Source organism: Coleofasciculus sp. (genome assembly GCF_046539235.1).
GTDB lineage: Bacteria > Cyanobacteriota > Cyanobacteriia > Cyanobacteriales > Coleofasciculaceae > Coleofasciculus.
Window position 1 is genome coordinate 1 of sequence record NZ_JBKHHI010000196.1, and the last position, 11,768, is coordinate 11,768.

The following is an 11,768-nucleotide window of genomic DNA, read 5'->3' on the forward strand; positions in this document are numbered from 1 at the left end:
GAAACCAACGATTGACGATGGTGCGCTCAATGCCTAATGCCACCGCCAATTTATTTTGGCTGATTCCGTAGGTTCTTAGTGCCTGCTTGAGGGCTTGTCCTGCTCTTCCCATGCCTCTAATCGTGTCAGAGGAACATTACGGAGTAAATGTAAACTTATTCGTTCACATCAGGTATGATCTAAATGTGAACTTATTTGTTTACATACTGCTGCAACTCAAAATCAGGTGAATCCCAATGTCAGAAGACTTTATCCCCGATATCCTCGAAACCCTTACCGTTCCCCCCTCTCCATCAGCCACACCAGAACCCACCTCCCGCCGTGAACCTGTCAAAATCTCAATTATTGGCTCTCGCCGAGGCGTGAACAGCATTATTCGCACTTTGTACCGCCTCCGATTCGCCGAAGTGATTGAGTGGAGTCCCTTGCAGCCCACAGGCAATCCTGGGGAATTTGTGAGTATGTTGATTCGGCAGATTTATACCTATTAAGGAACGTCTCTAAACCGACGAAAGTCGGGGCGGGTTTAGTCGCTGATGGGTGTAACCGAAACGATAATGGTGAAACCCGCCCCTACAAACCCACCCGCAACTTGCCCTCTTCAGCTATCCACGTCAAAATGAAGAAAAGTAAAAATGCTTATCATTTCGATACATTCTCTGAACATGGCGCAAGAACAGGCATACAATCAAACCTTTGACTACGATCTGGTCATCGTTGGCGGCGGTATTGTCGGCACAACCTTCGCCTGTGCGTTGAAACAGTCCGGGTTACGGATTGGATTAATTGAGGCAAAACCGCAGTCAGTTGCCGTAGCTAGACGGCAAGCTTACGCCCTCTCGCTGCTTTCTGGGCGCATTTTCCAAGGAATTGGGGTTTGGGAGACGATTCAGCCGCAAATTGCTACCTATCGGCAAATTCGTCTCTCTGATGGCGATTATCCAAAATTTGTGCAATTTCACCCCAAAGATTTAGGTACGCAGGATTTGGGGTATGTGGGCGAACATCGTCCCCTGCTTACCTCACTGTATGAGTTTTTGGCAGATTGTCCCAATGTAAGCTGGTTGTCTCCGGCGGAAGTGGTGGATGTGGAGTATCAAGCCTCTGGGGTAGAGGTTACGGTTAACGTGGATGGAACATCTCAGCAGTTGCGATCGCGCTTAGTTGTCGCCGCTGATGGTTCGCGATCGCGTATTCGTACAGCCGCCGGAATCGGGACAAAAGGCTGGAAATATTGGCAATCTTGCGTCACCGCCCGCATCAAAACTGAGAAATCCCATAACGATACCGCCTTTGAACGCTTCTGGGAAAGTGGTCCGATGGGGGTACTCCCTCTGGCGGAAAATCGCTGTCAGGTGGTGTGGACAGCCCCTCACGCCGAAGCCCAACAGTTAAAAGACTTAGATGAAAAAGAATTCCTCGAACTCCTAGAATACCGCACAGGCGGGCTTTTAGGGCATTTAGAATTAGATAGCGATCGCATCGTCTTTCCCGTACAGCTAATGCAAAGCGATCGCTACACTCAACACCGCCTCGCCCTGATTGGCGACGCCGCCCATTGTTGCCATCCTGTGGGTGGACAAGGACTAAATATGGGCATCCGAGACGCCGCCGCCCTTGCCCAAGTTATCCAAGACGCCCATCAACAGGGTGAAGATATTGGAGACGAACGGATACTCAAGCGCTACGAACAATGGCGCAAACGCGAAAATCTAGTCATTTTAGGCTTTACTGATTTCCTGGATCGAATATTTTCTAATAACTGGCTGCCCATCGTTACCCTACGTCGCCTGGGATTATGGATGTTGCTTCATCTGTATCCCGTTAAATGTTATGCTCTGCAATTAATGACAGGTTTAAAGGGACGTACTCCTCAAGTCGCTCAACTTAATCGAATGACACTGACTTAAGCATAATGTCGCTGACTTGGTAAGTCTTTGAACCCGTTTTAACGGGTTTAAGCTTTGAGCCAGAACTTTAGTTCTAGGCTTACTCCTATCGTTGAGCTTCCGGAGCAATAAGTATACGTAAAAGATTTTCCAAGTCATTCAAATCGCCAACAATACGTCGGACGGGAGGGGGCCAAACTCTCAGCAGTGTGGGAGTCGCTGAAATTTGATTAGCTTCTGCTTGTTCAGGATGCTTAAATACATCAATTACTTTTAGAGTATAAGGATATTGTAGGGATTGTTCAAGTAACTGATGCAGTTTTTTCAGGATATGTTCAGTTGATCCACTGTGTCCCGATACAAATAAGCGCAGGACATAGCTAGGAGTAGTTAAGGGTGTAGATTTAGCCTGACTCGGATTCGATTCCCTATCTGAGTTCGAGGATAAGAGAGGATCAATTTCTGTAGACGGTAGGTGGGAGGATTCTTGCCACGGTGTTTGTTGAATCGTCCAACGTTCTGGGAAAGACCAAGCATAACTCTGGGGAGATTGAATCAGACTTGAATCATGATCATGCCTAGGATTAGCATCAGACAACTTTTCTATACATTGATCCGGGCGATCGCAACGGATAATCAAATCATGATCCTGCCACAGTTGGGGAAAGCGATCGCGATACGTCTCCAAAACCATGGGATCACAAGACTCTTCCCGCCAAGGAGTGACTTGCCAGACCAGATTTCTAACACCAAACACCGCATTCAGCAAAGCCTGATGGTGTTGAATCGGGGGGTAAAGTTCTGCTGACGTTCGCATCTGTTGGGTATAAGGATCAAGCCAACGGTCAATTGTGCCAGTATATCCCGGTACTAAAAAATGGGGCGGTTCCGGTAATCCGAGAATTTCTTGTAAACTCGCACACAGATGCAAATGCCAATGCTCTTGTTTACTAGGGTCAACGCTATAAATTAAATCTCCCCCTGGTGTAAATAGGGCAATGCCTTTAAATAACTGAGGAAACGAGCGTTGAATCTCGTTCATTGCTGATTGTTGATTGTTGATTGTTGATTGTCACAAATTAGAGTTTTTTCTGGTAAATCAAGGCGGCAGATCACAAGATAATATTTTCCTGGCTGCCACCTTTTTGTCCTAACATAAGACGTAGCTTGCTTCTTTTCGGAAAGCAAGTATGACAAATGACGAATGACATAAACAAATGACATAAACAAATGACAAATAACAATTAAATACGACCCCGTAACATCATCGCCATTTCATTTTGAGTCGGCGACTGTTCTAGGGCAGTTTCTTCAGTGATACGTCCTTCCTGATAGAGGTTAAACAAGGACTTATTCATCGTCATCATGCCGTCAAATTCATTAGCCGCCATCAATTCATGGACTTCCTCATATTCACCCTTGCGGATATAGTCTCGAATCGCTTCTGTATTAATCAGAATGTCGTGGAATGCAGCACGTTTCCCATCAGTGGTGCGACATAACCCTTGGGCAATAATTGCCACCATCGATTCAGCAAAGGCAACACGGATAGCGTGTTGTTCTTCTGGATTATAAAGATTGAGAATCCGTTCAATGGTTTTCACCGCACTGTTCGTGTGCAGCGTTCCCATAACTAAGTGACCTGTTTGAGCAGCTTTCAGCGCAGTATTAACGGTACCCCGATCCCGCATTTCCCCCACCAGAATCACATCCGGATCTTCCCGCAAGGAGGCTTTCAAAGCGTTGTCAAACTGGAGAGTATGAGCGCCGACTTCCCGTTGTTTAATTAGGGCTTTTTGGCTTTTGTGAACAAATTCAATCGGGTCTTCAATCGTAATGATATGCTTCGGCATCTCCTTGTTCATGTAGTCAATCATCGCCGCTAGCGTGGTTGACTTACCTGAACCGGTTGGACCGGTGACCAGAATTAAACCCTTGTGGTAATTACAGACATCCCTGAGAATTGGAGGGAGTCGCAACTGCTCCATTGTCAGAATCTTGAGTGGAATCAAGCGCATGACTATGGCAGGTCCAGTCAAAGAGTCGAAGATATTAATCCGCACCCGGGCAAAATCATACTGGGCTGCACCATCAAATTCGAGTTCGTTTTGGAAGCGGCGAATTTCTTCATCGGTGAGAATTTCCCGCAACCAACTCATAAAGGTTGGTTTATCGGTGACGGGATATTCTGTCCGCTCCATTTCGCCTCGGTTTCGCATCCGAGGAACTTCACCAACACCGACGTGAACGTCAGAAAATCCCTTATCATAAGCCTCGCGGATGAGCTGGGCTAATGTTGGCTGTCCGGGAGAAAGTCCTGCACTTGGTGCTGGCGTCCGGGGTTTAACGCCGGGTGAAGCTTGACGAGAACTCGGTGCTGTTTTAACGGCAGTAGGATCTGATGCTGATTGACCCGCTTTAGGCGGCATCGGCATCGTTTTAGAGGGCATCGCTTGCGTCGCACCTGGAGGAGCTTTCCGGGAACCTGCCCCCCTTGGCGGTGGCGGTGGGGCTGGAGGAACGCGGGGTGGAGGGGGTGGCGCACTCGGAGGTCGTTTTGGATCGGTCATGGTTGAACTACCGCTTCTGTTACATTTCTTTGTGTATCGTTCCCTAGGTTCCCGCAATCCCTACAGTACATTTGTCACGGAAACAGACGGAAATCAGTCACAAGACTTACCTTTCACTATAAAGCCATAGTCGGTGGATCGAAAAGTTTTCGGGCTAGAGGGGTTTTAGTTTTTATTTAGTTTGATTTTTGATCAAAATCCTGGAAAACCTTATTTGCAAACCATCCCATAGCCTTTTTGACCACCCGCACTTGTTTGACTACGAACCCTCGCCAGTTAATCGAAAATTAGGGGCATGGCAGTGCTATGCCCCTACTTAATTACTACCGTGTCCCTAGGTAATCACGTAATTATGGGAGAATTGCTGTAATAGCAATAATTGTTTCATTTGACTTGAGCTTAACCAAGCGATCGCCACACCCATCTTTGCCGGACAACTTTACAGATTTTAACGATACATTCATGACTCGATTGTCACTGGTTAGTAATACAGCCGTCTCGGTTTGAGAGGCATTGACTACTCCCATCAACCGATCCGTTGAGGTTTTAAACTGAAGGGCTTGAGTGCCAAGATCACCGCGTTTGATGCGCCGGACTACATTGAGTCCGATGCGTTTACCATAGCCTTGCTCAGACACCAGTAACAGATTCTCGTTAGCAGCGATCGCGACACATCCGACTAATTGCTCCCGACGCCGCAGTCGCAACGCTTGATTGCCTTGGGCTGTACGCCCCATAATCGGTAAATTTTGGTCGTTAATTTCAAAGCGTAATAAGCGCCCATTACTGGTGGCAATAATCAGATCGTCGGTGGGTTGAGCCAGGCTGACATACGCCAGCGAATCCTCCTGTTTTAGTTTAATCACGGTTAAACCCCGTGCCGTTAAGTTAAGTAACTCTGTCGCAGGTAGACGCTTCACGCGCCCCTGTTGGGTGAGCAAAATTAGGCTGAGAGACTCCGAGAGTTCTCTGGGTCGAAAATGGGTAATAACGGTTTCGGATTGAGCCGCATCAGGGAGGAGACGAGTCAAGGGGATGCCTTGCTTTCGTCCGGCGGCGGGCGGGATATCTTGCACTTTTAATGGGTAGGCTTTGCCTCCACTGGTGAGGGTGGCAAATTCTGACTGGGTGGTGGTTTGCTGGGTCTGAATCACAAAATCGTTCCCATCTTTGAGCGAGGGTGGGGATTTGGGATCAGGTGCACAACGCAGGCGTTGTACATGTCCTTGATAGGTAAATTCCAGAACCGTTTGTTCAGCTTCCGTTTCGATCAGATTAGGCGATGGGGATTTCGAGGCAGAGGTTTTCTGGTTGTCTGAGGTTTTGGTTTTCTGGCGGGTTTGTTTTTCCGATTTTGGCTGTTTTGGTTCTTTGAGAGATTTCGGCGATCGGATCTTGGTGCGACGCGGATCAGCATATTTCCGTTTGAGCGATCGCAACTCTTTTTTCAGGGTTTTGAGTAATTCATTTCGGCTACTGAGTAATTCCTGGAGGGTTTCAATGCGGGCGGTGAGTTCCTCAAATTCGGTTTGGAGTTTTTGCCGTTCTAACCCCGTAAGGCGACGCATCGGCATGGCAAGGATAGCATCAGCTTGACTCTCACTCAGGTTTAACTGATCTTGAAACCGAGTCTTGGCGGTTGTGCCATCAGGCGCATGGGTGAGGATTTCAATCACATGATTGAGTTGATTTAAACAAATCAATAATCCTTCCACCAGATGACGTCGTTGTCGTTTCTGGTCAAGTTCATAGGTATATTGCCGGGTTAGGGTTTGTTCCCGGAACCGTAAGAATTCTTCCAGACATTGCCGTAGGGGTAGCTGGCGGGGCTGTCCGTTGACTAATGCCAGCATAATCGCGCCAAAGTTACTTTGTAGAGGAGTTTGTTTGTAGAGGTGTTTGAGAACATCTCTGGGATCAGCATCCCGTTTCAGTTCCACAACCACCCGCATCCCCTGGCGATCGCTCTCATCGCGCAAATCAGAAATTCCCTCTAAGCGTCCGTGGTTGACCAGATCGGCAATTTTTTCAATCCAAGCCGCTTTATTTACTTGATAGGGTAATTCTGTGACAATGAGTGCCGTGCGGCGATGACGGCGAGTGCGCCCGACTTGAATCTCTTCCACCTTGGCAATTCCCCGCACCGGAATAATGCCGCGTCCACTGCTATAGGCATCCCGAATTCCGGACGTATCGATAATTTCACCCCCCGTGGGAAAATCAGGTCCGGGAATTAATTTCCACAATTTTTCATCCGCCAGATCCGGGCGATCAATCAAGGCGATTAACCCGTCCACAATTTCGCCCAGATTATGAGGCGGAATATTCGTTGCCATGCCAACCGCGATGCCAGAGCAACCATTGAGCAGTAAAATGGGTAGTTGAGCGGGTAAAACCACAGGCTCTTGTTGAGAGCCGTCGAAATTATCGATAAAATCAACGGTTGCCTCGCCAATTTCTGACAGGAGGGCTTCATGACTAATGGGAGACAGCCGCGTCTCTGTGTAACGCATGGCAGCCGGTGGGTCGTTATCCACCGACCCAAAATTGCCATGACCCGCCAATAGTGGATAGCGAGTGGAAAAGTCTTGGATCAGGCGCACCATAGCATCGTATACTGCCTGATCCCCATGGGGATGATATTTCCCCAGAACATCACCCACTACGCGAGCGCACTTACGGTAGGGTCTATCGGGGGTTAAACCCAATTCGTACATGGCATACAAAATACGCCGATGGACGGGCTTTAGACCGTCGCAAACGTCTGGCAGGGCACGCCCAACGATGACACTCATGGCATATTCAAGATATGACTGTTGCATCTCTGCATGGAGGGGCGTGGGAATAACTTGACCAGTCGCCAGCAGATTCAACTGTTTTGCCATGAGTTCTGTTTCCTAATTTCTAACCACAACGAGATGAAAATTTGATTTTTTTTGTGGCAACATTGCCCAGTCCCTGTCAGACTGATGATCAAATTGCACTTTTGTTGAAAAGACGACTTTCTTGATGCAACGCCCATGAAAACCGTTCTGATTGTAGAAGACGATCCCATTAATCTTCGCGTTTTTTCCAAAATTCTCACGAAGCGGGGTGGCTTGAATGTCAAGGGAACCGAAGATGTAGAGGAGGTCATGAAAATTGCCCACGCGGGAGATGCAGATATTATCTTGATGGATGTTTCCCTGGCTCACAGTGTTTACCAAGGTAAGCCTGTCGATGGCATCAAGATTACCCAGATGCTGAAAGCGGATGCTCAAACCAGCAATCTGCCCATTATATTAGTCACGGCTCATGCGATGGAAGGCGATCGCGAAAACTTCCTTAAGCAAAGTGGTGCGGATGGTTATATCTCTAAACCTGTTGTTGATCATCAACAGTTTGTCGATCAAATCCTGGCACTTTTGCCCAAAGATGATTAGGCAAACCTGAGTAAGAGCAACACCGCCAATAACCCTTGTTGGTATAGGACGATTCATCCTCTGAAACTGGGTGCTGACATTGCCGAACCACTAGAGTCTTGCTAAAGTACACCTGTACTGTACCACAACCGTTTCGGCAAAATATAGAGAATGAAAAACGTCAGAAAGCTTGCGGTCAGTTTGGTTTATACATCCCCTGATACCATACCTTAGCAACGTAGAGACGCGCCGTGGCGCGTCTGGGAACGTTCAAATTTTGATTCAAGGGGTAACGTCTACTTGTACAGGAACATTGTTACCGGGGGCAATGGTTGCCTGAATTCTGGGGTTTGCCAAGAATTTTTGAGTATCAGAGATCAGACGTTCCCCCCAAAGATTTTCTTTGAGGAACTCTAAATCAGCATAACGCTCATCTGAGCGGAGGGCTGTTTCTCCTAGAGTAAGTCCTCTGTCTTGCTCCCCTTGGGTATAAAGTGCTACGGCTACAGCCAGTTTCGGTTCAGCCGCTTCTGGATCAATCGCGATCGCGGCTTGCCATTTGTCAATCGCGCCAGCCACATCCCCCTGTTCATACTTAACTAACCCAATATTGTTGATCGCGGGCCACACGGGCCAGGTATCGCTCGGTTCCTGATCTGCCGCTTTTTGGTATGTTGCGATCGCCCTTGAATACTGCTCCAGCATATAGTAGGCGTTGCCTAGATCAAAGAGCGCTTCGGGAACCTCAGGTTCTATCTTCAAGCCAGCTTCTAAACTAGATACAGCTTTTCGATACTCCTGTTTCTGAAAATAGGTATTGCCTAAGGAGAAGAGAACACCAGCCTCTTCAGGTTTTAAGGATTGAGCCTTAGAGAGTGCCTCAATTCCCTGATCGAATTGCTGGTTTTGGACATACAAGGTTCCCAAAATAAACCACGTTTCAAAACTCTTGGGAGCAAGCTGAGTTGCTAGTTTAGCTCTAGACAATGCCAGATCATATTGCTGGAAACGGGTAAGCTGAACGGCATCCTGCGCTAGATTCAAGCCTTGCTGCTCCAATTCCTCAGCATCGAGCTGTAGAGTATAGGGAAGCAGGGCTTGCCCAGAAACAGGAGCAGGTTTGGTCACGAAAGCGAGCAGAACAAAAATCGGCAATAACAGAATACGTTTGAACACGGTGAAGTCTAAAACCACAATAAGGAATCTTCAGCTACGGTGACATCCTCCGGCGATGAATCAAAGATTACATCGTCGGCTTCCCAACCTCACGATTGGGCATTGCTCCCCTACGCCAGTTATCTAGGCACATAACCCCCGACACCTCGACTTGAGAGCCAATTTCTTGCTTCTCCAGAGTCCCTGGATACGTTTCTATTCCACGATTACAGATTTCTTGGGCAGCCGCCACATCACGATCTACTTGATAAATTCCAAACTACACCTATCTATTGGACACTTTCTAGAAGCTATCCAATCCTTGAGTTCCCGCAATGCGTAGTTGTAGGACACCCGCAACGTTTCCAACCACTCATCAAGGAGTTGGGTTTGTTGTTGGTCGGGCTTGATTCGGTAGGTGTAGTTGAGAAGCATAATGAAATTCTATATTAGTTAACACTCTTACTGGCGTTCTCGTCCAGGGAATTCTGTGCAAGACTGGAGCCGCCAGGATGTCGGGGCGGGTTTTACCGCTAATCTGCAGGAAAAAACCGATACCCTAAACTGAGGATGCCCTTCGTTAGTAAGGTTAGTATGGAAATGAAGGAACTTGAACGGCTTAGACGGGCGTCGTTGATGTAGCACCAACCGAGATAACCAAATCGGTGCGACGGAAACAGATGATTGATTGTTTGTTTTTGCGCCTTGCGAGGAAAATAAGTGTTCACTCCTTGAGAGCAAAAACTCTGCTGTAGCAGATTAATGGGGAAACCTGACAGACACAGACTATGGGTAAAGTCAATAATCCTCTCCCTTGGATAATGGGAATCATTACAGCCAGCCTTCTTGTCGCGGGTGGTGCGGGATATTTTGTGATTGCGGCAAAACCAGACATCGTTGATCTTGATGAACTAACTGTGCCAGTGGATGTGCAGGATTTAGCAGTACGGATCACGGCAAATGGTACGGTACAACCGATTCAAACTGTCAACCTCAGTCCGAAAACCGCAGGTCGTTTGGTCAAGCTAGAAGTCGAACAAGGGGATCGGGTTGACGCGGGAGACGTGGTGGCGGTAATGGAACAAGAGGATCTTAAAGCTCGGTTTTTAGCAACCAGAGCTGACCTACAGCAGACACAAGCCCGTCTCGCTGAAGCCAAAGCAGGTCCTCGTCCTGAGGAAATTGCTCAAGCTAAACAGCGATTTCAGCAAGCACAAGCTCGTTTAGCTGAAGCTCTCGTCGGTAATCCCAGAGAAATTGACCAAGCGGTTGCTCAAGCCCAAACTGCCAGTTCCCGCTTAGATTTAGCCACGGTACGAGTCCAGCGGTATAAGTACCTAGTGGAAGAGGGAGTGGTATCTCAAGATCAGTTCGATGAGGCATTAACGGAAGCCCGCACCGCTAAAGCCCAGCTTGAGGAAGCCAAACAACGTCTAGTCCAAGTCCGCAATACTAAAAATACTGAGGATCAAACTAGCCCAGAGATTGTTCAACTCAAAGCGGCGGTCAGTGAAGCTGGATTTGCTGTGCAGCAATTGCTTAACGGTACTCGCCCAGAAGAAATTGCCCAACTTGAAGCCGCTGTAGAAGCGGCGAAAGCCCAAGCCCAAGCTGCCTACATCCAATTACAAGACACGATTATTCGTGCGCCTTTTCCGGGGATTATCACTCAGAAATATGCTAACGTTGGCGCATTTGTCACGCCAACAACCTCGGCATCGAGTACAGCTTCAGCAACCTCTACATCAATCGTAGCATTAGCCACCCAACAACTAGAGGTTCTGGCTGAAGTTCCAGAGGTTGATATTGGACAAATTCAAGAAAAACAGCCAGTCCAAGTTATCTCAGATGCATTTCCGGATCAGGCTTTCCGAGGTCAGGTGAGACTAGTTGCCCCAGAAGCCGTTGTCGAGAATGATGTCACCTCCTTTCAAGTGCGAGTTGCCCTAGCCCCTGAAGCGCAAGATAAATTGCGCTCAGGTATGAATGTTGACCTGACATTTTTAGGAAAACCCATTAGCGATGCTTTGGTTGTTCCGACAGTGGCGGTTGTGACTCAAGAGGGCGAAACTGGAGTTATGGTTCCTGATTTTGAAGACCAGCCTAAGTTTAAACCAGTAACAATTGGAGCCACAATTGAGGATAAAACTCAGGTTATCCGGGGATTGAGAGAAGGAGAAAGGGTGTTTATTGATTTACCTGAAAACTACAATCCTGAAGAAGAAGAGTAGAAGAAATGTGGAGAAGTTTAAGGAGAACCAAGATCGCTAATTGCCAATCCGTCTTTGTCACCTCTTTTATGTCTTTATCTTCCGAAAAATACTCTTTAGGTAAACATTGTAGGGGCGACCCGCCATACATTGGTGTCAACTTAAGCCACAACCCCCTCACCCCCAAGCCCCTCTCCCACCCTGGGGAGAGGGGAGCAAGAAAGGTGTTATATTCCAGATCTAGGCAGCTACATCTTTTATCATTAATCATTTCGGTTCCCCTTCTCCCGTGCAACAAAAGCGAAGCATCCGCTGCCATCCCCCCTCTTGTAGGGGGGAACGAGGGGGGTTGGGAGAAGGGGTTAGGGGATGAGGGTGAAACGCTTGCCAGTATTACAAGTATTTAGACAGGGGCGAGTCGATATAGGTTAATTCTTACACCGCCTACTAGGTGCAGCGACTCGCCCCTACAACCACGATAATCCTATAATGACCAATGACCAATGACCAATGACCAATGACCAATGACCAATGACCAATGAC

The 11,768-nt window shown here is 47.8% G+C and carries 9 protein-coding genes and 2 pseudogenes; 4 read left to right on the plus strand and 7 right to left on the minus strand.

Annotated elements, in window-relative coordinates:
- Positions 1–112 (minus strand): annotated as a pseudogene (locus tag ACLFWI_RS17310) (XRE family transcriptional regulator); the annotation flags it as partial.
- A 124-nt stretch (positions 113–236) separates the two neighbouring features.
- On the opposite strand from ACLFWI_RS17310, the gene ACLFWI_RS17315 reads away from it, so the two are divergent.
- Both ACLFWI_RS17315 and ACLFWI_RS17320 read left to right on the plus strand, forming a co-directional pair.
- The gene (locus ACLFWI_RS17315) at positions 237–491 is read left to right on the plus strand and encodes a peptide ABC transporter substrate-binding protein (RefSeq protein WP_446413947.1); all 255 of its coding nucleotides are present in this window, start codon (positions 237–239) and stop codon (positions 489–491) included.
- 144 nt (positions 492–635) lie between these two features.
- Entirely contained in the window at positions 636–1,910 is a 1,275-nt protein-coding gene (locus tag ACLFWI_RS17320) for an FAD-dependent hydroxylase (RefSeq protein WP_446413948.1), read from the plus strand.
- 85 nt (positions 1,911–1,995) lie between these two features.
- Here the strand turns inward: ACLFWI_RS17320 and ACLFWI_RS17325 are convergent, their stop codons facing one another.
- The 3 genes from ACLFWI_RS17325 to ACLFWI_RS17335 all read right to left on the minus strand — a co-directional run bounded on the left by ACLFWI_RS17325 (position 1,996) and on the right by ACLFWI_RS17335 (position 7,344).
- Positions 1,996–2,931, minus strand: coding sequence for a circadian clock KaiB family protein (locus ACLFWI_RS17325; protein ID WP_446413949.1), 936 nt, complete (start codon positions 2,929–2,931; stop codon positions 1,996–1,998).
- Between the two features lie 202 nt (positions 2,932–3,133).
- Positions 3,134–4,459 carry a type IV pilus twitching motility protein PilT gene (locus ACLFWI_RS17330; protein WP_446413950.1) on the minus strand — a complete coding sequence of 442 codons (1,326 nt, stop codon included), beginning with the start codon at positions 4,457–4,459 and terminating at the stop codon, positions 3,134–3,136.
- A gap of 350 nt (positions 4,460–4,809) precedes the next feature.
- Positions 4,810–7,344: a DNA gyrase/topoisomerase IV subunit A gene (locus ACLFWI_RS17335; RefSeq protein WP_446413951.1), complete on the minus strand. Its 2,535-nt coding sequence runs from the start codon at positions 7,342–7,344 to the stop codon at positions 4,810–4,812.
- 135 nt (positions 7,345–7,479) lie between these two features.
- Between ACLFWI_RS17335 and ACLFWI_RS17340 the strand changes: the two genes are divergently transcribed.
- Positions 7,480–7,881 (plus strand): response regulator, encoded by a 402-nt coding sequence (locus tag ACLFWI_RS17340; protein ID WP_446336864.1) that lies wholly within the window; start codon positions 7,480–7,482, stop codon positions 7,879–7,881.
- Between the two features lie 261 nt (positions 7,882–8,142).
- On the opposite strand, the gene ACLFWI_RS17345 is transcribed toward ACLFWI_RS17340, so the two are convergent.
- From ACLFWI_RS17345 to ACLFWI_RS17355, 3 genes and pseudogenes are all read right to left on the minus strand, one after another.
- Complete coding sequence (locus ACLFWI_RS17345) at positions 8,143–9,036, minus strand: tetratricopeptide repeat protein (protein WP_446413952.1); 894 nt, start codon at positions 9,034–9,036, stop codon at positions 8,143–8,145.
- Positions 9,037–9,103: 67 nt separating this feature from the next.
- Entirely contained in the window at positions 9,104–9,268 is a 165-nt protein-coding gene (locus ACLFWI_RS17350) for a hypothetical protein (RefSeq protein ID WP_446413953.1), read from the minus strand.
- Between the two features lie 20 nt (positions 9,269–9,288).
- Positions 9,289–9,450 (minus strand): annotated as a pseudogene (locus ACLFWI_RS17355) (helix-turn-helix domain-containing protein); the annotation flags it as partial.
- 353 nt (positions 9,451–9,803) lie between these two features.
- Between ACLFWI_RS17355 and ACLFWI_RS17360 the strand changes: the two are divergent.
- Positions 9,804–11,246: an efflux RND transporter periplasmic adaptor subunit gene (locus tag ACLFWI_RS17360; RefSeq protein WP_446413954.1), complete on the plus strand. Its 1,443-nt coding sequence runs from the start codon at positions 9,804–9,806 to the stop codon at positions 11,244–11,246.
- Positions 11,247–11,768: the final 522 nt, after the last annotated feature.

Excerpts from the sequence above, each read along its gene's own strand:
- ACLFWI_RS17315 (WP_446413947.1), top strand. The coding sequence starts at position 237 with ATGTCAGAAGACTTTATCCCCGATATCCTCGAAACCCTTACCGTTCCC.
- ACLFWI_RS17320 (WP_446413948.1), top strand. The coding sequence starts at position 636 with ATGCTTATCATTTCGATACATTCTCTGAACATGGCGCAAGAACAGGCA.
- ACLFWI_RS17325 (WP_446413949.1), bottom strand. The coding sequence starts at position 2,931 with ATGAACGAGATTCAACGCTCGTTTCCTCAGTTATTTAAAGGCATTGCC.
- ACLFWI_RS17330 (WP_446413950.1), bottom strand. The coding sequence starts at position 4,459 with ATGACCGATCCAAAACGACCTCCGAGTGCGCCACCCCCTCCACCCCGC.
- ACLFWI_RS17335 (WP_446413951.1), bottom strand. The coding sequence starts at position 7,344 with ATGGCAAAACAGTTGAATCTGCTGGCGACTGGTCAAGTTATTCCCACG.
- ACLFWI_RS17340 (WP_446336864.1), top strand. The coding sequence starts at position 7,480 with ATGAAAACCGTTCTGATTGTAGAAGACGATCCCATTAATCTTCGCGTT.
- ACLFWI_RS17360 (WP_446413954.1), top strand. The coding sequence starts at position 9,804 with ATGGGTAAAGTCAATAATCCTCTCCCTTGGATAATGGGAATCATTACA.